The 22,175-nt window shown below is 33.4% G+C and carries 18 protein-coding genes and 1 tRNA gene; all 19 read left to right on the plus strand.

The genetic code is table 11. The annotated features are described in order from the left end of the window. Positions 1-238: 238 nt before the first annotated feature. The 19 genes from mraZ (at position 239) to D1815_RS20905 (ending at position 22,065) form a co-directional block, all read left to right on the plus strand. Positions 239-709 carry a division/cell wall cluster transcriptional repressor MraZ gene (mraZ, locus tag D1815_RS20820; protein ID WP_027393112.1) on the plus strand — a complete coding sequence of 157 codons (471 nt, stop codon included), beginning with the start codon at positions 239-241 and terminating at the stop codon, positions 707-709. Further along, on the plus strand, positions 696-1,592 hold the full coding sequence (rsmH, locus tag D1815_RS20825) for a 16S rRNA (cytosine(1402)-N(4))-methyltransferase RsmH (RefSeq protein WP_027393113.1): 897 nt from the start codon (positions 696-698) through the stop codon (positions 1,590-1,592). The genes mraZ and rsmH overlap by 14 nt, the downstream gene beginning before the upstream one ends. After that, positions 1,589-1,900, plus strand: a complete 312-nt coding sequence (locus D1815_RS20830; RefSeq protein WP_108801995.1) for an FtsL-like putative cell division protein — start codon at positions 1,589-1,591, stop codon at positions 1,898-1,900. The genes rsmH and D1815_RS20830 overlap by 4 nt, the downstream gene beginning before the upstream one ends. A 60-nt stretch (positions 1,901-1,960) precedes the next feature. After that, on the plus strand, positions 1,961-3,901 hold the full coding sequence (locus tag D1815_RS20835) for a penicillin-binding protein (RefSeq protein ID WP_118389155.1): 1,941 nt from the start codon (positions 1,961-1,963) through the stop codon (positions 3,899-3,901). Then, entirely contained in the window at positions 3,898-5,361 is a 1,464-nt protein-coding gene (locus tag D1815_RS20840) for a UDP-N-acetylmuramoyl-L-alanyl-D-glutamate--2,6-diaminopimelate ligase (protein ID WP_118389157.1), read from the plus strand. The genes D1815_RS20835 and D1815_RS20840 overlap by 4 nt, the downstream gene beginning before the upstream one ends. 54 nt (positions 5,362-5,415) lie before the next feature. Further along, on the plus strand, positions 5,416-6,645 hold the full coding sequence (gene mraY, locus D1815_RS20845; protein WP_027393117.1) for a phospho-N-acetylmuramoyl-pentapeptide-transferase: 1,230 nt from the start codon (positions 5,416-5,418) through the stop codon (positions 6,643-6,645). 1 nt (position 6,646) lies between these two features. Beyond that, positions 6,647-7,981 carry a UDP-N-acetylmuramoyl-L-alanine--D-glutamate ligase gene (murD, locus tag D1815_RS20850; protein ID WP_118389159.1) on the plus strand — a complete coding sequence of 445 codons (1,335 nt, stop codon included), beginning with the start codon at positions 6,647-6,649 and terminating at the stop codon, positions 7,979-7,981. A 23-nt stretch (positions 7,982-8,004) separates the two neighbouring features. Further along, positions 8,005-9,231, plus strand: coding sequence for an FtsW/RodA/SpoVE family cell cycle protein (locus tag D1815_RS20855; RefSeq protein ID WP_027393119.1), 1,227 nt, complete (start codon positions 8,005-8,007; stop codon positions 9,229-9,231). Then, positions 9,228-10,334 (plus strand): undecaprenyldiphospho-muramoylpentapeptide beta-N-acetylglucosaminyltransferase, encoded by a 1,107-nt coding sequence (gene murG, locus D1815_RS20860; RefSeq protein WP_027393120.1) that lies wholly within the window; start codon positions 9,228-9,230, stop codon positions 10,332-10,334. The genes D1815_RS20855 and murG overlap by 4 nt, the downstream gene beginning before the upstream one ends. An 8-nt stretch (positions 10,335-10,342) precedes the next feature. Next, the gene (gene murC, locus D1815_RS20865; RefSeq protein ID WP_035085262.1) at positions 10,343-11,692 is read left to right on the plus strand and encodes a UDP-N-acetylmuramate--L-alanine ligase; all 1,350 of its coding nucleotides are present in this window, start codon (positions 10,343-10,345) and stop codon (positions 11,690-11,692) included. Further along, the gene (locus D1815_RS20870) at positions 11,689-12,405 is read left to right on the plus strand and encodes a cell division protein FtsQ/DivIB (RefSeq protein ID WP_027393122.1); all 717 of its coding nucleotides are present in this window, start codon (positions 11,689-11,691) and stop codon (positions 12,403-12,405) included. Before murC ends, D1815_RS20870 begins: the two co-directional genes overlap by 4 nt. 7 nt (positions 12,406-12,412) lie before the next feature. Further along, positions 12,413-13,762: a cell division protein FtsA gene (gene ftsA / locus D1815_RS20875; RefSeq protein WP_118389161.1), complete on the plus strand. Its 1,350-nt coding sequence runs from the start codon at positions 12,413-12,415 to the stop codon at positions 13,760-13,762. Positions 13,763-13,859: 97 nt separating this feature from the next. Next, the gene (gene ftsZ, locus D1815_RS20880) at positions 13,860-15,857 is read left to right on the plus strand and encodes a cell division protein FtsZ (RefSeq protein WP_118389163.1); all 1,998 of its coding nucleotides are present in this window, start codon (positions 13,860-13,862) and stop codon (positions 15,855-15,857) included. A gap of 97 nt (positions 15,858-15,954) precedes the next feature. Next, a complete protein-coding gene (locus D1815_RS20885; RefSeq protein WP_027393125.1) occupies positions 15,955-16,404 on the plus strand; it encodes a GatB/YqeY domain-containing protein in 450 nt (149 codons plus the stop codon). Positions 16,405-16,415: 11 nt separating this feature from the next. Further along, a tRNA-Arg gene (locus D1815_RS20890) sits at positions 16,416-16,489 on the plus strand. Between the two features lie 425 nt (positions 16,490-16,914). Then, complete coding sequence (locus D1815_RS20895) at positions 16,915-17,490, plus strand: Crp/Fnr family transcriptional regulator (RefSeq protein WP_118389165.1); 576 nt, start codon at positions 16,915-16,917, stop codon at positions 17,488-17,490. A 60-nt stretch (positions 17,491-17,550) separates the two neighbouring features. After that, positions 17,551-18,333 carry a sterol desaturase family protein gene (locus D1815_RS20900; RefSeq protein WP_158594394.1) on the plus strand — a complete coding sequence of 261 codons (783 nt, stop codon included), beginning with the start codon at positions 17,551-17,553 and terminating at the stop codon, positions 18,331-18,333. Positions 18,334-18,991: 658 nt separating this feature from the next. Next, complete coding sequence (locus tag D1815_RS23790) at positions 18,992-19,129, plus strand: hypothetical protein (RefSeq protein WP_162897377.1); 138 nt, start codon at positions 18,992-18,994, stop codon at positions 19,127-19,129. Between the two features lie 74 nt (positions 19,130-19,203). After that, the gene (locus tag D1815_RS20905; protein WP_118389169.1) at positions 19,204-22,065 is read left to right on the plus strand and encodes a T9SS type A sorting domain-containing protein; all 2,862 of its coding nucleotides are present in this window, start codon (positions 19,204-19,206) and stop codon (positions 22,063-22,065) included. The last annotated feature ends 110 nt before the right edge of the window (positions 22,066-22,175 follow it).

The raw sequence follows: 22,175 nt of genomic DNA on the forward strand, positions 1-22,175 counted from the left end.
AATAGTGCGATATGATTTTTTTAGTTTTTTTTAATCGGTCATTTTTTTTGATCCTGAATACGTCAAAACCAAGATTTTATAGCTAAAAGAATATTCTGTTGATTAACAAAATATTAATGTTGATCCATGCTTCTTTGACTGGTTTTTGATGACAACTTATTAACAATGTGGTAGATTGTGGTAAAAAGTGGTAAATTTTTCAATATATTTGACTAATTATAGAGGTAAGAAAGAAAAAGTGGTAAATCTTATAGGTACATACGAATGTAAAGCAGATGCTAAGGGGCGTCTGATGATACCTGCAGCTTTTAAAAAACAACTTTCACCTGTTTTGCAGGAGGGGTTTGTGTTGAAAAGAGCTGTTTTTCAGCCTTGCTTAGAATTGTATCCGATGGAAGAATGGAATCTTCTGATGCAAAAGATGAATAAGTTAAACCGCTTCAAAAAGAAAAATAATGATTTCATCCGAAGGTTTACGGCAGGAGTTAAAGTTGTTGAAATAGATTCAACAGGGCGCCTTTTGATACCAAAGGATTTAGTCAGTTTTGCTGGGATTACTAAGGAGTTAGTGTTGTCATCTGCTGTCAATATTATTGAGATATGGGATAAAACTCAATATGAAAAAGTGATAGATGATACCGCTGTTGATTTTGCAGATCTCGCAGAAGAAGTAATGGGATTAGATGATGAAACAGATGGAATATCATAACCCGGTTTTACTAAAAGAAACCGTTGATGGTCTTGCGATAAAACCAGATGGTGTATATGTGGATGTCACCTTTGGGGGAGGAGGACATTCTAGAGAGATTTTAAAGAGATTAGGAGTAAATGGTAAATTATATGCTTTTGATCAAGATAAAGATGCGTTACTAAATGCAATCGATGATGATAGATTTGTTTTAATTAATGAGAATTTTAGGTTCATTAAACGTTTTCTGCGTTTTTATGGGGTTAAAAAAGCAGATGGAATCTTAGGGGATTTTGGAGTTTCCTCTCATCAGTTTGATGTTGCAGAAAGAGGATTTTCTACCAGATTTGAAGCTGACTTGGATATGAGGATGAATCAAGATGGCGAATTATCGGCTTATCATGTGATTAATGAATATGATGAATCAGACTTAAGAAAAATGTTTTTGCAGTATGGAGAATTAAGAAATGCTCCTAAACTAGCTAGAGCAATTGTTAATTCTAGGAACGATAAACCGATTAAAACTAGTGCGGAGCTAAAAGAGGTGTTGAAACCTTTTATGGTTAGACATAAAGAACATAAGATTTTAGCACAGATATATCAGGCTATAAGAATAGAAGTAAATCAAGAAATAGAGGTTCTTAAGGAGTTTCTTATACAAACGGAAGAAGTATTAGGTAAAGGAGGAAGAATAAGTTTGATATCATATCATTCTTTAGAAGATAGATTAGTAAAGAGGTATATCAGAAGCGGATTATTTGAGGGGGAACCAGAAAAGGATTTGTATGGTAATGTGTCAGTTCCTTTTAAGAAAGTAGGAGGTTTGATTGTTCCAAATGAAGAAGAAATTAAAATAAATAATAGAGCGCGAAGTGCTAAACTAAGAATAGCAGAAAAGATTTGAAGCAAACGGTATACGATATATTAAAAGGAAAATTTCTTATTGCTGATGATGCGATGAAGAATTGGCGTATGCTACTCTTTTTGTCGTTTTTGGCAATTATTATGATTGCTAGCTCGCATAATGCAGAAAGTAAAGTCCATGAGATTGCAAAACTTAATAATGAAGTTAGGGAGTTAAGAACGCAATTTGTAGATGGACGAACAGAATTGATGCAGTTAAAAATGGAATCTTCTGTAATCGAAAAAATGACAAAAAAAGGAATTAAAAGACCAACGAAACCACCACAAAAAATAATAGTAAAAGAGTAAGTTGTTTTGGCAGTAAAAGATAAGAACATATTAAATAGATTATACTTCATTTCGGGGTGTATGTTCATCTTCGCAATTTTGGTTTTGGTAAAGCTTGTGAAAACACAATTTGTAGAAGGGGATATGTATCGTGCAAAAGCAGAGGAGCGTGTTTTTAGAACATTTGATATACCTGCTAATCGCGGTAACTTATATGATAGTAAAGGTAATTTATTAGCTACATCAGTACCTAAGTATGATATTAGATTTGATGCTGTAACGGTTACGGATAAGGATTTTAGAGAGAATATTAAGGAGTTGTCTATAGCATTAGCAAAAGAGTTTGGAAGATCATCAGAATATTATGATGATAAATTAAGAAGAGCAAGAGATAATAAGAATAGATATTTTTTAATAAAAAGAAATTTAGGATATTCTCAATACATAAGAGTTAAAGGTTTTCCTCTCTTTAAATATGGGGCTAATAGAGGAGGGCTTATTGTAGAACAACGCACGATTCGTGAACATCCGATTGGAAAAATAGCAGAACGAACGGTAGGTTATGAGCGCCAAGATGAGCAAGGGTATTATACTAGAGTTGGATTAGAGGGTGCATACGGTCCGTTTTTAAGAGGGAAAGAAGGGAAGCGTAAAAAGCAAAAAATAGCAAAAAATCAATGGAAACCTATTGGTGATGCTAATGAAGTGGAACCTCAAGATGGGTATGATGTGATTTCGACAATTGATGTTAATGTTCAGGATATTACTCATCATGCCTTATTGGCTCAATTAGAGAAATTCGAAGCGGAGCATGGAACTGTAGTTGTTATGGAGACAAGAACAGGAGAGATTAAAGCAATCTCTAACCTCGGACGAACAAAATCTGGGAAGTACTATGAGAAGCTGAATTATGCGGTTGGAGAATCACACGAACCAGGTTCTACCTTTAAGTTGATGGCAATGGTAGCAGCCTTAGAGGATAAGGTTATTGATTCTAGTTATATAGTAGATACAGAGAATGGTCGTGTTAAGTTTTATGATAGAGTTGTAAAAGATTCTAAATGGGGAGGGTATGGTAAGATATCAGCTGCAAAAGCATTTGAATTATCATCCAATACAGCTTTTGCTAAGATTATAGATGCAAATTATAAAGATGATCCAAAGAAGTTTGTAAACCGATTAATGAATATGGGGTTACATAAAACATTGGGACTATCTATTAAAGGAGAAGGTAAGCCAAAGATTCCATATCCAGGTGATAAAGATTGGTACGGTACTACATTGCCTTGGATGGCTCATGGATATGGAGTAGCTGTAACTCCTCTGCAAACATTAGCTTTTTATAATGCTATTGCAAATGACGGAGAGATGGTGAAACCTAGGTTTATAAAAGAAGTAAAAGCTTGGGATAAAACCAAAGAAAGATTTGATAAGGAAGTTCTTAACTCAGCAATATGTTCTAAAGAAACAGCAAAGATTGTTCAGGAAATGATGAGGAATGTTGTAGTGAGAGGAACTGCTGATAATATACATACAGAGAGTTTTCAGATAGCTGGAAAAACAGGGACTTGTTGGGGTAATTATGGAAAAGATAAGGAAAGAGAATATATATCTTCTTTCGCTGGATATTTTCCAGCAGATGATCCTAGATATTCTTGTATTGTGGTTATTCATAAACCAAATAAAGAAAAAGGGTATTATGGAAATATAGTGGCAGCGCCTGTATTTAAAACCATTGCTTTAAAAGTGTATAATGACATACCTGTAATTGATGAAGTTTCTGCTAATATCGTAGAAAGTGAAGAGATATCTGAGAGTTATGAGGAGTACTTTCAGAAAGCAAGAAAGTATAAAACCATAATGCCAAATTTAAAAGGAATGCCGGCGATGGATGTAATTTCTCTTTTAGAAAATATGGGGTTAAAAGTAGAGGTAAAAGGCTCTGGTAAAGTGAAAAGTCAATCAATTGAACCAGGCACTAAAGTAAAAATAAATCAAACTATTAGGATAGAATTATCGTGATCGAATTAAAAGATATTTTATATAAAGTTTCTATGGATGCCGTTGTTGGAAACACAGCAACGAGTATTAATAAGGTAGAATTTGATTCTAGAAGAATTGAACATGACGATGTTTTTGTAGCAATTAAAGGAACTGTTGTAGATGGTCATGATTATATAGAGAAAGCAATCAATCAAGGAGCTATTGCTATTGTATGCGAAACCATGCCGGAATTTTTGGTAGATGGTTTGGTGTATGTTCAAGTAGAAGACGCTCAAAAGGCACTTGCTATTATTGCTGCTAATTATTATGGATCTCCTTCAGAAAATTTAAAACTTGTTGGAGTAACGGGAACTAATGGAAAAACAACTATTGCTACATTATTGTATCAGCTTTTTAAGAAAGCAGGTTATAAAGTTGGTCTGTTGTCTACGGTAAAAATTTTAGTAGATGATACCCCATATAAAGCGACACATACTACGCCGGATTCTTTGACTATCAATAAATATTTAAAGGAAATGAATGATACTGGAGTTGAGTATTGTTTTATGGAGGTAAGTTCTCATGGAATTGATCAAAAACGTACATCTGGATTGGTTTTCGAAGGAGGAGTATTTACAAACCTTTCACATGATCACCTGGATTACCACAATACTTTCAAAGAATATAGAGATGTGAAGAAAGTATTTTTTGATGAGTTAAGTAACAAAGCATTTGCTTTAACTAATAAGGATGATAAGAATGGAAGCTTCATGCTTCAAAACACAAAAGCAAAACAATATACTTATGCTCTTAAATCCTATGCGGATTTTAGAGGGCAGATTCTTGAAAATAGTCTTGGAGGATTGTTGTTAAAAATAAATGATAATGATGTTTGGACGAAACTAATAGGAAGCTTTAATGCATATAATCTTCTTGCAATTTTTGGAACAGCAGAATTGCTAGGGTTAGAAACATTGGAGACTCTACAGTTATTAAGTGATCTAGAGAGTGTTAGTGGTAGATTTCAATATTTGATTTCTAGTAAAAAAATTACAGCTATAGTAGATTATGCTCATACTCCAGATGCGCTTAAAAATGTTTTGGAGACTATCAATGACATCCGTACTAATAACGAAACTTTGATTACGGTAGTAGGTTGTGGAGGAGATAGAGATAAAGGAAAGAGACCAGTAATGGGTAATATCGCTACAACATTAAGTAATAAGGTTGTTTTTACTAGTGATAATCCTAGAACGGAGAATCCTGAGCAGATTATAGAAGATATAGAAAAGGGAGTTGAGCCGCAGAATTATAAAAAAATAATATCTATTTCCGATAGAAAACAAGCAATAAGAACTGCTTGTCAGTTTGCCGAAGAGAATGATATTATTTTAATAGCAGGAAAAGGTCATGAAACCTATCAGGAAACTAATGGAGAACGGATAGATTTTAATGATTTCGAAATAGTAAAAGAAGAACTAAAAAAAATAGGAAAATAAATAAATCCTTTGCATTAAGTCTGATTTGAATTAGGGTAAAAGGTAAAGATACATATGTTATATTATTTATTTCAATATTTAGAAAATGAGTACCAGTTTCCTGGAGCATCTTTGTTTCAGTTTATCACATTTAGAGCTGCCATGGCAATTATTTTATCGCTATTGATCTCTACTATATATGGTAAACGTATCATTGATTTTTTGAGAAAAAAACAAATGGGGGAAAGTATCAGAGAGCTTGGGTTAGAAGGGCAAGCAGAAAAAGCAGGTACGCCAACAATGGGTGGGATAATAATAATTTTAGCCACACTTGTTCCTGCATTACTTTTTGCTAAGCTGGATAATATCTATATCATTTTGTTGATTATTACAACTTTATGGATGGGTGTTATAGGGTTTACTGATGATTATTTAAAAATTAAAAAGAAGGATAAAGAAGGTTTAGCAGGTAGGTTTAAGGTTATCGGTCAAGTTGGTCTAGGTCTTATCGTAGGCTGTACAATGTATTTCCACGAAGATATCACTATTAAAGAAGAGAAACCTGGAGCAGATATTGCACAAATTACTAATGTAGATGGAGAATCGGATTTTAATCCTGCATTTAAATCTACAAAAACTACAATTCCTTTTTTTAAGAATAATGAATTTGATTACTCAAGTTTAATTACTTGGATTAGCCCTGATTTAGGTAAGTATGCTTGGTTGGTGTTTATACCAATCGTAATTATTATTGTGACAGCAGTGTCTAATGGCGCTAATCTAACCGACGGAATTGATGGGTTAGCAGCGGGGTCATCTGCAATTATTGTGCTCACACTAGCATTGTTTGCTTGGGTATCTGGTAATATCGTCTTTTCGGATTATTTAAATGTTATGTATATACCAAATTCTGGTGAAATGACCATTTATATTGCTGCATTTGCCGGTGCTTTAGTAGGTTTCTTATGGTATAATACATATCCAGCTCAGGTCTTCATGGGAGATACGGGGAGTTTAACAATAGGAGGAATAATAGCTGTGATCGCGATTGCTATCAGAAAAGAGTTTTTGATCCCTATTGTATGTGGAATCTTTTTTATAGAAGTAGTGTCTGTAATGATGCAAGTGAGTTGGTTTAAGTATACAAGAAAAAAATATGGGGAGGGGCGTAGAATATTTCTAATGTCTCCATTGCATCATCACTATCAGAAAAAAGGAATTCATGAAAGTAAGATTGTAGCTAGATTTTGGATTATTGGAATCTTTCTGGCAATTATAGCGGTGATTACTTTAAAAGTTAGATAAGGTGAAAAGACTAGTTGTATTGGGAGCAGGAGAAAGTGGGGTTGGAACGGCTATTCTTGGTAAAAAAGAAGGGTTTAAGGTATTTGTTTCTGATAAAGGAATAATTACAGATCATTATAAAAACGTTCTTAGAAGTTTTGAAATTGAATGGGAAGAGCAAAAGCATACAGAAGATAAAATTCTTACTGCCGATGTAGTCATGAAAAGCCCTGGAATCCCGGATAAGGTAGAGTTGATAAAAAAACTACATCAAAATGGAGTTCCAGTAATTTCAGAGATTGAATTTGCTTCAGAATTTACATCTGCAAAAATTGTAGGTATAACTGGAAGTAATGGAAAAACTACCACCACAATGCTTACACATCATGTGCTTAAAAATGGAGGGATAGATGTGAATATAGCAGGAAATATTGGAGATAGTTTTGCTAAACAAGTTGTAGAACATGATGCTCCGTGTTATGTGCTAGAACTAAGTAGTTTTCAGCTTGATGGTATTAAAGATTTTGCGCCTCATATAGCTGTACTGACTAATATAACTCCTGATCATTTGGATAGATATGATTATAAATTTGAGAATTATATCGCTTCAAAATTTAGGATTACGATGAATCAAACAGAGCGGGATTATTTTATTTATGATGGAGATGATGAAGTAATCAAAAAGTATATAGAAAAACATCCTGTTCGTTCAAGATTGCTACCATTTTCTTTAAGAAATAAAGTAGAAAATGGAGCGTATTTGGAAGGAGAAAAAATAACAATAACAATAGACAACAACGAATTTACTATGCCAACAAAAGATTTAGCATTAAAAGGAAATCACAATGTGAAAAATGCTATGGCTGCTGCCACTGTATCACAATTATTGAAAATAAGAAAGACTACTATACGAGAATGTCTTGAGAATTTTCATGGAGTAGAGCATCGATTAGAGAATGTATTGAAAATTAATAATGTTCAATACGTGAATGATTCGAAGGCCACAAATGTTAATGCTACTTTTTATGCATTAGATGCCATGAAGTCTGCGACAGTTTGGATAGTTGGAGGTGTTGATAAAGGAAATGATTATACAGAGTTGTATCCTTTGGTTAACGAAAAAGTAAAAGCAATTATTTGTCTTGGAGTAGATAATTCTAAAATAATTAATGCTTTTGGTAATTGCGTAGATAATATTGTAGAGACGCAGTCTATGAAAGAAGCTGTGAATATGGCGTATAAGATTGCGGAACGAAACGAAAATGTTTTATTATCGCCTGCTTGCGCAAGTTTTGATCTTTTTAAAAACTATGAAGAACGTGGTAGACAGTTTAAAGAGGCAGTTCGAGAATTGTAATATTAAAATAATAGAAATATAAAGTGACAAAGGTTTTAAGAAATATAAAAGGGGATAAGGTAATATGGGCAATCGTTGCTCTGTTGGCATTATTTTCGTTTCTACCTGTTTATAGTGCGAGTAGTAACTTAGCATATTTATATGGGAATGGAAACACCTTTGTGTTTTTGGTAAAGCATTTTGCACATTTGCTTTTAGGGTTTGGAATTATGTATTGGGTCCATAAGATCCCATATCATTATTTTAAAGGACTTTCGATTATTATGTTGCCAGTTGTTGTAGTCTTGTTGTTGTTTACTATGGCTCAGAATAATACTATCGGAGGTGCTAATGCAAGTAGATGGATTCGTTTGCCATTTGTTGGTGTTACTTTTCAAACTTCCACCTTAGCTGCGGTTGTGTTGATGGCTTATGTGGCGAGATATTTATCTAAAATAAGAGATAAAAAAATAACTTTTAAAGAGTCGTTAATACCGCTTTGGTTGCCTGTATTTGTCATTTTGATGTTGATTTTACCTGCTAATTTTTCTACTGCTGCCATTATTTTTTCTATGGTAATCATGTTGGTTTTTTTGGGAGGATATCCAATGAAACATATTGTGGTTGTATTAGGAACAGGTTTGTTAGCACTAACATTCTTTATTCTTACCGCAAAAGCGTTTCCGGATGCTTTTCCTAATAGGGTTGATACTTGGGTAAGTAGAGCAGAAAACTTTTTTAATGATAAGGATACGCCAGAAGATTATCAGATAGAACGAGCAAAAATAGCTATTGCAAGAGGCGGAGTAATAGGTCAAGGTCCTGGCAAAAGTGTGCAAAGAAATTTTTTGCCACAATCTTCTTCGGATTTTATTTATGCAATTATTATAGAAGAGTGGGGATTAGTTGGAGGAGTTTTTCTAATGTTTCTTTATTTAATGTTGTTGTTTAGATTGGTTATTGTCGCCCATAAAAGTGAAGATGTTTTTGGGAAATTATTAGTAATTGGTGTAGGATTGCCCATCGTATTTCAAGCATTAATTAATATGGCCGTTGCTGTAGAATTGTTTCCAGTTACAGGTCAGACCCTTCCTTTGGTTAGTAGCGGAGGGACATCAATTTGGATGACTTGTATGGCAATAGGTATGGTGTTAAGTATAAGTAGTAAAAGAAGTGTGTCAGAAGAAGAAGGAACTACTGATGATACTGTAAAAGATAATCTAGATACTAAAGAACAAAACCCGTTAGAGGTGTTGAGCGAAGCAATATGAAACAACAACCAAGAATCATATTATCAGGTGGAGGAACAGGAGGACATATTTATCCTGCAATTTCTATAGCTAATGAATTAAAGGCTAGGTACCCAGAAGCGGCTATATTATTTGTAGGAGCTAAGGATCGTATGGAAATGCAAAAGGTTCCAGAAGCGGGTTATGAGATAGAGGGATTGTGGATAAGTGGTATCCAACGTAAATTATCATTGAGTAATTTGTTGTTTCCTTTTAAGTTGTTGAGTAGTCTTTGGAAATCAAAAAAGATTATTAAAAAGTTTGCTCCTGATGTAGTAATAGGTACAGGTGGATTTGCAAGTGGACCTTTGTTAAAGAAAGCAAATTCAGCAAAAATCCCAACAGTGCTTCAGGAACAAAATTCTTATCCAGGTATTACGAATAAATGGTTAGCAAAAGGGGCTAATAAAATATGTGTTGCTTACGATAATATGGATCGCTTTTTTCCTAAAGATAAAATAGTAAAAACAGGCAATCCCGTTCGGCAAGATTTGTTAGAAATTAAAAGTAAAAGAGAGAATGCGATTGTTAAATATAATTTAGATTCTGAAAAGAAAACAATTTTGGTGATCGGAGGAAGTCTTGGAGCTAGGAGAGTGAATCAATTAGTAGAGAAAGAATTGATGTTTTTTGAGGAAAAAGGAGTTCAAATACTTTGGCAATGTGGAAAGTTGTACTACGATGAATATAGAAAATACGATGGTAATAAAGATGTTCAGGTTCACCAATTTCTAGATACCATGGACTTGGCATATGCGGCAGCTGATGTAATTGTTTCTAGAGCTGGAGCTAGTTCTGTTTCAGAATTATGTATTGTAGCAAAACCAACTTTGTTTATTCCTTCTCCAAACGTAGCTGAGGATCATCAGACTAAAAATGCTGATGCAATCGTAAGTAAAAATGGGGCTAAGATGTTAAAAGAAATTGAGCTAGATGAAAAGTTTCAGAAAACTGTTTCTCAATTACTGTCATCAGAGGCAATGCAAATTAAGTTAACACACGCAATAAAAAAAATGGCATTACCAAATGCTACGAAAGATATAGTTGATGAAATAGAGCAACTAATTAGAAAAGATAATGGTTAGGTTGAATAATGAGTAAAGAACTAAAAGATATAAAGAATATATATTTTATCGGTATCGGTGGTATCGGTATGAGTGCGCTTGCTCGATATTTTAAGTTTTTAGGAAAAAATGTGGCAGGGTATGATAAAACCTCCACACAAATAACATCAGATTTAGAAGATCTAGGAATTTCTATTCATTTCGAAGATGATATCAAGGCAATTCCAGACTCATTTTTAAATGTTAAGGAAACATTGGTTGTCTATACTCCTGCAATTCCTATTACTCATTCAGAATTAAATTATCTAAAGAGTAATGATTTTGTAATTAAAAAGAGAGCAGAAGTTTTAGGTGTTATTACTCAAGGAACGTATACGTTAGCAGTGGCTGGAACTCATGGAAAAACAACAACAACTGCTATTTTAGCACATTTATTAAAAGAGAGTGGAGCAAAAGTTACCGCTTTTTTAGGCGGCATAAGTGAGAACTATAACTCGAACCTAGTTCTAGAAGGAAATGATGTGGTAGTGGTAGAAGCAGATGAATTTGATAGGTCGTTTTTACAGTTGTATCCAGATGTTGTAGCTGTTACCTCTATGGACGCTGATCATCTTGATATTTATAAAGAAGCAAATGCATTAGAAGAATCCTTTATTGAGTTTTCTTCTAGAGCGAAGGATCATCTTTTAGTCTGTAATGGTTTGCCTTTATCGGGCAGTACATTTGGGGTAGAAGATGGAGCTGATTATTGTGCTCAAAATATTAAGATTGATAATGGAACCTATATTTTTGACTTAAAAACACCAACTCAAGTTATTAAGGATTTGCATTTAAACCTGCCAGGTAAACATAACTTGTTAAATGCTATCACAGCCTTTGCTATGGCAATGCTTTACGGCTCCCCGACCGCTGCCTTAGCAAAGGCTTTATTTTCTTTTAAAGGAGTTCAAAGACGTTTTAGCTATCAAATTAAATCCGATGATCTTGTCTTTGTAGACGATTATGCACATCATCCTACAGAGATTAATGCACTACATCAAGCGATAAGAGAAATGCATCCTGGAAAAAAAGTTTTGGCAATTTTTCAACCACATTTGTTTACCAGAACAAAAGATTTTGGATTAGAGTTTGCAGAAAGCTTAGGGCAATTTGATCAATTATTATTGTTAGATATATACCCTGCTAGAGAATTGCCAATAGAGGGGGTGACTTCAGAATGGTTATTGGAAATGATACATCTCGACGATAAAAAATTAGTAAAAAAGAATCATTTAGTAGATGAAATTTTGAAAAGTAATGCTCAGGTGATTACCACAATTGGAGCAGGGGATATAGGAGAAGAAGTAAGTGTTATAAAAGAAGCATTGTTGACGGTATGAAGAAGATTTTAACATACGCAAAGTTTATTGGTCTCGTTGGATTGATCATATTTCTTTTTGCTTTTACAGGGGGTAGAAACGAGAAAAGAAAGATAAAAGAAGTAGAAATAGAATTCGTTGAAGAACAGAATCCTTACATAAATGAATTAACGGTTAATAAATTGTTAATACAAAATCAGGTAGGGGTGACGGATGTAGGTAAAGAAATTTTAGTTTTGAATATTGTAGAGAAGGGGCTGGATACACACAAAATGATAGAAGATTCAGATGTGTATCTCACAGTAAACGGGCAACTTAAGGCGAGAATTAAACAGCGTACTCCAATAGCTAGGGTAAATGCGGTTATTCCTTTTTATGTTGATGTTACTGGAAATACGATGCCATTATCGGATAATTATTCAGCTCATGTTCCTCTAGTAAGCAATGTTTCAGAACGAGAAGTTTCAGAAGTTTTTCCATTATTACGAAAAATTCAGAAAGATGAGTTTTTAAAAAAACACGTAGTGAGTGTTTATCGAAATGTAAGCGGACATTATGAATTAGGATTGCGTGTTTATGATTTCGACGTAGTTTTTGGAAAAATTGAAAATTTAGGTAGTAAGGTTAGAAATTTTAAAGCCTTTTATCAAAAAGCTTTAAAAGATAAAAGCTTAGAAAAATATAAGAAAGTTAGTTTACAGTTTAGGAATCAAGTTGTGTGTACAATAAAATGATACCAATATGGCAAGAGAAGAACATGAAATAGCGGTAGGATTAGATATAGGAACAACTAAGATTGTTGCTATGGTCGGGCGGTATAATGAGTATGGAAAGATGGAAGTTTTAGGTGTTGGTAAGTCCAAAAGCCTTGGGGTACATCGTGGTGTAGTAAATAATATTACACAAACAATACAATCTATACAACAAGCGGTTCAGGAAGCAGAAAGTGTTTCTGGAGTAAAAATAAGTGAAGTAACAGTAGGAATAGCTGGTCAACACATAAGAAGTTTACAGCATAGTGATTATATCACACGTCCTAATGCAGATGCGGTTATTGATGAAGATGATATTGATACACTTTGTAATCAGGTTCATAAACTGGTGATGCTACCAGGAGAAGAAATATTGCATGTACTTCCGCAAGAATATAAAGTCGATGGGCAGGCAGAAATAAAAGAACCTGTTGGAATGTATGGTGGGCGTTTAGAGGCTAATTTCCACGTGGTAGTTGGTCAGGTAACTTCTATTCGTAATATCGGAAGGTGTGTCAAAAGTTCTGGATTAGAATTATCGGATGTTACGTTAGAGCCGCTAGCTTCTGCAAACGCTGTGTTAAGTCAAGAAGAAAAAGAAGCAGGTGTAGCATTAATTGATATAGGAGGTGGAACTACAGATCTAGCAATTTTTAAAGATGGAATTATACGTCATACAGCGGTTATACCGTTTGGAGGGAACGTAATAACCGAGGATATAAAAGAAGGTTGTTCCATTATAGAAAAACAAGCAGAACTGCTTAAAATTAAATTTGGATCTGCTTGGCCAGGAGAAAATAAGGACAATGAAATAGTTTCCATTCCAGGATTAAGAGGAAGAGAACCAAAAGAGATTACGTTAAAAAATTTATCTAAAATTATTCATGCCCGTGTAGTGGAGATTATAGAACAGGTTTTTTTAGAAATAAAAAATTATGGTCATGAGTCACCAAAGAAAAAGTTAATTGCAGGAATTGTATTAACAGGTGGAGGATCACAATTAAAACATCTAAAACAACTAGTAGAATATATAACAGGTATGGATACCAGAATTGGATATCCAAATGAGCATTTAGCAGGTAATAGTGATCCAGAAACTACAAGTCCAATGTATGCGACAGCAGTTGGTTTGGTTATGGATAGTCTTGTACATATTAGTAAACAGAAAAAAGCAGCGGTAAAAGAAGCTGTAGTAGAAGAGGAGCAGAAAGAAGAAACAGCAACTATTGAGGGAGAAGGTATCGAGGAAGAAAAGCCAGTAGTTGATAGCAGACCTAGAAAAAATATTCTGGAGAAATGGACGGAAAAGTTCAAGGAGTTTCTTGATAACGCAGAGTAAAACCGAGCGTTGAAGATGTAGATAAGTAAGCCTCTTTTTAGAATAAAAAATTAAGATATTTAAAAATAAAAGTAAGAGAACAAGAAAATTAGCAATTATGAGTGACAACGAGGAGTTCGAAAACATTTCTTTTGATTTACCCAAGAATCAATCAAATGTAATTAAAGTTATTGGAGTTGGAGGAGGTGGTAGTAATGCCATTAATCATATGTTCCAGCAGGGGATCAAAGGAGTTGATTTCGTTATTTGTAATACAGATGCGCAAGCATTAGAAAATAGTCCTATTCCGAATAAGATACAGTTGGGAGTGTCTCTTACAGAAGGATTAGGAGCTGGTGCAAATCCAGAAGTGGGTGAGCAATCAGCTGTAGAGAGTTATGAAGAGATAAAACGAATGTTAGACACCAATACCAAAATGATTTTTATCACTGCTGGTATGGGTGGAGGAACAGGAACAGGTGCGGCGCCTATTATTGCTAAAATGGCAAGAGAGTTAGATATTCTAACGGTAGGGATTGTTACTATTCCGTTTCAGTTCGAAGGAAAAATGCGTAATGAACAAGCACAGTTAGGTGTAGAAAAACTTCGTGCGCACGTAGATTCTTTAGTTGTTATTAATAATAATAAACTACGAGAAGTATATGGTAACTTAGGTTTTAAAGCAGGTTTCTCTAAAGCAGATGAGGTATTAGCTACAGCATCTAGAGGAATTGCAGAAGTAATAACACATCACTATACGCAGAATATAGATTTACGTGATGCAAAAACAGTACTTAGTAATAGTGGTACAGCAATAATGGGGTCTGCTAATGCCTCAGGAGCTAAACGTGCTCACGATGCTATTGTAAAAGCATTGGATTCACCATTACTTAATGATAATAAAATTACAGGAGCTAAAAATGTATTATTGCTAATTGTTTCTGGAAAAGAAGAAATTACTATTGATGAAATTGGAGAAATTAATGATCATATTCAACAAGAAGCTGGTCATGGTGCCAACATCATTATGGGAGTTGGAGAAGATGAGTCATTAGAAGATGCAATTTCTGTAACTGTTATTGCGACTGGTTTTGATGTAGAACAACAAGATGAAATTGTTAATACTGAAACAAAAAGAATAATTCATACATTAGAAGAAGAACAAAGAGCAACAACCCAAGATTTAACACCTAAATCAACTTCTAAAAGTACTCCTGAGATAACTCCTGTACCACAAAAAGAAGTGGTTAAGGAAGAACCGATAATTATTAAACATGAGTTAATAGAAGAAGAGGAAGAGGACATTAATGAATCTTTGTTATTACCGACAACAGAATTTTTAAAGAATATAGATGTCGTAGATCATGAAGAGGTAAGCCCTTTCTCCGTAGATAGTGATTTTGTGATTATTAATGCTCAAGATATTATTAATCAAATAGAGGTTAATGACGCAAATGAAATAGCATTAGCTAAGGAAGAACAGGAGAAGGAGGAAGACCAATTTACATTGGCTTTTGATATGCCTGTAAGTGGAAATGAAGAGCAAAATATAGAAGCGATTGATCCTACACCTCCTGTTGTAAAACAGGAAGAAGAAGAAAAACCAATTGTTTTCGATCTAACAGATGATATTTTAGAAGTTGAGGTAAATGAACCTATAGAAGTAGTTCCAGTAAGCGAAACAGTAGCGGGAGGAGTTCGTAAGTATAGTCTTGAAGAGTACATGGAAGAAGAGAAAAGACTTACTGATGCTAAACCTGCAGCTGAGGTAATAGAGGAGGATAAGGAAGTAGCTTTTGAAAAGAAGACTGTTGCTCCAACTCCAGAACAAGAACCTTCAGAAAACGCTGATCCTGTAGATCAACCGATTTCAGAAACTCTAAAAGCTAGAGCTGCAGAACGCAGAGCTAAAATGAAGGAGTTTAATTATAAGTTTAGAAATAATGCTTCTAATATTGATGATATCGAAAAAGAACCTGCTTATAAACGTGCCGGATTAGATGTAGATTCTAAGCCTGGGTCGTCTGAATTGTCTAGAACTTCATTAGGTACAGATAGCAATGATGATATTCAATTACGAAAAAACAATTCCTTTTTACATGATAATGTAGACTAAGAATTAAAGAAATAGTTTTTAAGATAAACCGATAATCTAAAATGGATTATCGGTTTATTTTTTATCTTCGCAATCCAAAAGATTAAAACCACTAGTTATGAGTTTACAGGCCAAAGTAATGACAGCCATGAAAGAAGCAATGAAAGCTAAAGATACCAATGCTTTAACATCATTGCGTGCTATTAAATCTGCTATTTTATTAGCTCAAACCGAAAGTGGAGCAAAAGAAGAATTAACAGAAGATCAAGAGTTAAAACTATTACAGAAATTAGTAAAACAACGTAAGGATAGTGCAAGTATTTTTACCGAACAAGGAAGAGATGATCTTGCACAACCAGAAATTGATCAAGCACAAGTAATCGAGCAGTTTTTACCTGAGCAAATGAGCGAGGAAGAAATAGAAAAGGTAATTGTAGATATAATTGCTAAAACTGGTGCTTCTGGTATGAAAGATATGGGGAAAGTGATGGGAATGGCGTCCGGACAATTAACTGGTAAAGCTGATGGAAAAACGATCTCTACTATTGTAAAAGCTAAGTTGTCTTAAAAAAAATAATAGGCCCAGTGGCGCAACTGAATAGCGCATCAGATTTCGGCTCTGAGGGTTGGGGGTTTGAATCCCTCCTGGGTCACTAAAGGTTTCAAAACCCCTTAAAACACTAATGTTTTAAGGGGTTTTGTTTTTTGTTATAAAATATAAGGATGTTTTTAATTATTTGATGTTCAGTTATTATAAAGGCTTGAAGTCCTCATTAAGGTTCTGTAGAAAAAGAATCACTTAAGTTTGTTTATTGGTCTATATTCTTAGATTTAGATATTGTAAAAAAATGTACCTCTATCTCGCAATAATTAGATTTTTAAGAAACTTTATTTAAAAACAATAATCTATTACTATTAATTAATTCTTTTCAAAGGATGATATATCTTTTTTGCCATAATTGCGGAGATACAAATTTTAGGTTAAATTTGTGTAATGCTAATTCTAATGTAATCGATTGGTTTTCATTTCAAATAAGAGAGTGCTTCTTTTTACATTAACTTTGTATCATTAAAAAGTATGATAAGTAAATTAATCACAGCAATATCCAAAAAAGTATCTCTTACCAAAGAGGATATTGCTAAAATCGATAACTCATTTGATAAACTAGCTATATCAAAAAAATATACGCTTAAAAATGAAAAGAGTGTTTCTGAACATTTATATTTCATCGTTTCTGGCTATGCAAGAATATATCATTTAGATACTGATGGTAACGAAATTACAACTGTATTAAGCAATAAAAATAACTATATAGCTTCTTTTCTACCATTTGTAAACCAAATACCATCTAAGGATATAATTGAAACTATTACCGATTGTGAGGTGTTATCTATTTCTTATACAAAGATGAAAGCGCTTATAGAGAATAGTGAAAACTTTAAAGCATATAGTGTTTCAATTTTTGAAGAAGCTATACAAAAAACACAACATAGAGCTAATGATTTGGCAACTCTTAATGCTGAAGAGCGATATGTAAAATTAATGTCTCAAGAACCAAAAATTATCCAAAATATTCCACTTAATTATATCGCTTCTTATTTAGGAATTGCACCTGAAAGTTTGAGTAGAATTAGACGTAAAATTATTTCTTAACAAATGTCAAGTGTGAAATAATAATATTCTATGACCTTTGATTTTATAAAAAGAATCAAAATGGATATTTTCATAGAATACTTAAAAACACTTCCCCAAGGATTAATACAAGGCATTTTATTTAATGGCACAATAATTTTAATTGTTTATTTTCTGGTATGGAAAAAATTTGCAAAACGACTAAAAAAATGGCGAATTCAATCAAAACAATATATAAATAATAAGCAGTTACGACGAGAACTAAAAAATGCCTTACTCGTTACATTAGTAGGCACCATGTTTAGCGGTATCGTTTTTTTATTAACCGGAATGGGGTATACAAAGATTTATACTGACATTAGTGACTACAATCTTTTTTTTAGCTTTAGTGGTTTTTTTACTCTGTTAGTTATAGATGACACCTGGTTTTATTGGGTTCATCGTCTCTTACATCACCCTAAAATTTACAAGTATGTTCATAGAGAGCATCATAAAAGTGTTGATGTAAATCCGTTTACGTCCATGTCCTTTCACATCATTGAAGCTTTCTTGCTTACATTTTGGATATTACCTGTTTCCTTTCTATTTCCTATGTATGCACCTGTTCTAATACTGCTTCAACTTTGGGGACTACTAGACAATGTAAAGGCACATTTGGGTTATGAGTTGTATCCTTCATGGTGGAATAAAAGTTTACTTCGCTTTATGACCTCAAGCACACACCATAATATGCACCATAGCAAGTTTAATGGAAACTATGGATTACATTTCAGGTTTTGGGATTGGTTAATGGGGACTGAGTTTAAGGATTATGAAACTACATATAATGAGATAAAATCTCATAAAATATCTTCGGCTGAATAAGATTAGAACTTATCTTCAAATTATTTTATTTTTCTTTTATACCTGCTAAAATACTTTACATTAATAAAAGTGGTCTTTTATTCAGTGATTTAGGTTATATCAGAAGTGTACTTCCGAAGTAATTTTATAGTGTAATTTAAAATTATAAACATATGAAAAAAATATTTTTTAACAGGCAGGAAATACAGGCTCTTTAATACCAAAAGCAAGTGCTGATAAATGAAAATACTATCAATCTATTGCCATGATACCTATAACATTACTCAAATAGAAAGCATAAAGGACTTAATTTTAAAACTCTTAATACGATGATTCGTCATATCAAAGCTTGGATAAGAACCGTGTATTCCATGGAGGGTGATTTTAATCTAAATAGCTACTTCAATGAGTTTTTCTTGGAACTAATCAATGAAAAAAATATTTAACTATTAACCTCTATAAACATTAAACTCAACCACAATTTGCTTTTCTGGATAGTCTTTTTAGTGTTCAGGAAAAGCTAACTCTAAAACTAAACCTATGAAAACTACACAAATCAAATGGAAAAATATAGTAGCAAGTTCAAACGATATTAAAAGTTTTATCTATAACATAAAGTTTCATCTTGGTCTTATGGTTTTTCTGTTTATATCACAGAATATAATGGCTATCGATTATTATGTATTCTGAAAACGATTTAAAATTAGATACTGAGCAAGTGATAGATGCATCGGATATTACAGAAGGAATATATATCCTTTCCATCGATTTCAATAAAAAAGAGACTCAAAATTCTCAATTTATTATTAAACATTAAATTCAACTATAAAATGCTTACTTGAATAGTTCTTTTTGAATGTCTAGTAAGGATTTAACATTAACACAATCATTATGAACTATAAAATTTATTTTTTACTTACCAAAATATTCTTGCTAACTAGCATCATAGGAAGTGCTCAGACAGAACAAGAATTCTATGGAACTAATGTATACTTCCATAATTGGAATGAGACCAATCATACGATAGACGGCTATGATTGGTCAATGCCTAATTGGGTAAAACCAGCAGAAAATAGTGGTTTGGTATCCTCTAGAAAAATTTCAAATCTTAGTTTTAAACGAAAAGATGTAATTTATTCTGAAAGAGGATTTAAAGGTCAATTTAAGCGAAAAGTCAGTTGGAATTGGAGAAAACTAGAACCTCAAGAAGGAGTTTATGACTTTCAAAGCCTTAGGGATGAAATTAAGAATGTCAGCGAAAATGGTAAATATAAACTAGAAGTAAATATTTATGCAGCCGTTTTTAAATTCGAATTTCTCAATCCAGATGGTTCTGTTGATACCTCATTAAATGATTTTCAAAGAAGATCTATTGATGCAGAGCAATCCGCACCTCAATGGCTTGTAGATACATACAATATCCCTAGAAAAGCTCCTGCGATTGAGGGAACCGTTAGAATTACTAATCTCGATGAGTTCGATTCTAGATACCATTTTCGATATAAAAAATTAATAACAGCACTAGGAGAAAGTGGAATATTAAACGATCCAATAATTCTTAACGCATACGTATGCCTAGGGTCTCCTACGCGGGGTGAAGAAGGGGAAGGCCCTAAACCAAACGAGGCAAATTATGACAAATATATAGAGCGATTGGATGTTTGGGCTGAAGCAGCAGGCAGTAATACCAAAAAATTGACAAGTGTGTCGAGTGATGAGAATAATGCTCAAGCAGCTATAGATCGCGGTATGGGTCAACGTGGTGGTTTTGTAGAACAGTATCTAATGAGATTAGTAAATCCACAAATTGGCTCAAGAGTAAATGCACAAGGCTATTTAGAGTTTAATGAGAATGCAGTTATTTATAAAGAAAACAGAACTTCTGGAGATGAAAATGAAAACTATTTTTTAAATGCGTTAGCAGCAAGTCGTTTTGGAGAGCCTCGATCTTATAAACATAGATATAGAGAATCAACTTTACGAGCTTTACAGATGCGTAGGACTACTATCTGGGATGAGTGGGCAGAAGGATTTGTAAATCCTCCATTAAGTCAATTCTTAGCACTTAGTTTAGCAAAAAGAGTAAATACTACTGCTGATGCATGGTGTTATTTACGGCAAAGCGATATGATTCTCAATAATCCCAATAATAAAGGTATTAAGGATGCCATTGCAGTTGAAAATCGAAACCCAGATGGCACATTACCTGTTAAGAACTTTGAGCGTTGGTTATACCAACGTGATGGCGGTGATATTAAAACCATTCCTGTTAGAGAAAGAGGGCAAGGAGGAGATATACTTTTTAGAGACAAAAACAAACCATTTGATTACACGGCAAGAAGAACTGATGCATCTAATGGTTTTAATAAAATAGGTTTTGCCTTAGACGACCGTTTTATCAAAGGTAAAGGAGAAGTAGCAATAAAAGTTAGTTATGAAGATAATGGCACTACTCAATGGTTCTTACAATATACTAATACTAACGGAGGAATTGTAAAAGAGAGAGTTACTAATCAAAACACAAGGACTTTAAAGACGATCACCTGGGTGTTAAAAAATATCAGTTTTAATGCTACAGGTATGAACAATGATTTTTTCCTGATTGCAGAACAAGGAGATTTAACAGCCAGTTTCGTAAGAGTAATAAAATTAGACTCTTCTACGGACGGAGGAAATGGAAGTACAGATGGTGCATCAAATATAGATGGACCAGATGTGGTATTACCAGGTAAGAGTTATACTGTTGATATAGATTATACTGCTTCTGAAGATAGAAGTGTTATATTAGAGCTCAAACAGAACAAAGCTCCTTTTACCAACTATGGGTCAAAACAGGTTAATGTTTCTAAAGGTACGGGAACTGTATCGATACCTATTGATATAGATCCTAATATTCCTTTAGGTAACAATGAATACAAATGGTTTGGTTATATTTTCCCAAAAGGAGGTGGGTTTAGTAATAACCTAGGTGTTATACAAGAGTTAAATATAGATTGTTTAGCAGATGATGACGTTACTACAAGCACTTGGCGAATAGAAAATAAAGCAACTAAACAATGGATAAGTCCTCTATGTAGACTCGAATATAATGAATCTGTGCCTCTAATTGTAAGTCCTACTACAAACACAGGAACCTGTACCATGTTTAATTTTATCCCTGCAGATGATGGCTACTATTTTATAGAAAATGTATATACCAAAGGGAGATACAGACCAAAAGGATGTTCTGATATAGTAGATGATTCAATAGAAATCGTTCAGGTAGGAAACGATTCTTTTGGTTGGTGTGTACAATGGAAATTAATAGAAACCAGTAATGGATATTTTAGAATACAAAATAGACAAACTGGACATTGGATTAGATCAGAGGGATGTTCCGGGAATGAAGGTACTAGGATCAAACAAGTCTCTATAGCATATACTGGTGATTGTACAGCGTGGAAATTGATCGATGTTGGTGTAAGAAATAGAGGGTCAGAAATTTCTAATAATGAAGATGTAAAAATCAATTTTTATCCAAACCCGGTTAATAACAACCTGATTTTACAACTAGGTAATTCATTAAAGGAAATACAAAGTATTAAAATTTATGACTTACAAGGAAGAGTTGCTAAAGCAATCTCTAAAAATGAGTTAAAAGAAAGCATAATATACTCAATAGATGTTTCTGGTATCACGAATGGAATGTACATCTTATCCATTGATTTCAATAAAAAAGAGACTCAAAATTCTCAATTTATTATTAAACATTAAATTCAACTATAAATAGCTTTTCTGGACAACTTAACTAATTGTTCAGGAAAGCTATAATTGTTTTAAAAAAAACTTCCGTATTAGTTCGTTGTTTGTCTGAAAAATTAAGT

This window comes from Aquimarina sp. AD1 (genome assembly GCF_003443695.1).
Taxonomy (GTDB): domain Bacteria; phylum Bacteroidota; class Bacteroidia; order Flavobacteriales; family Flavobacteriaceae; genus Aquimarina; species Aquimarina latercula.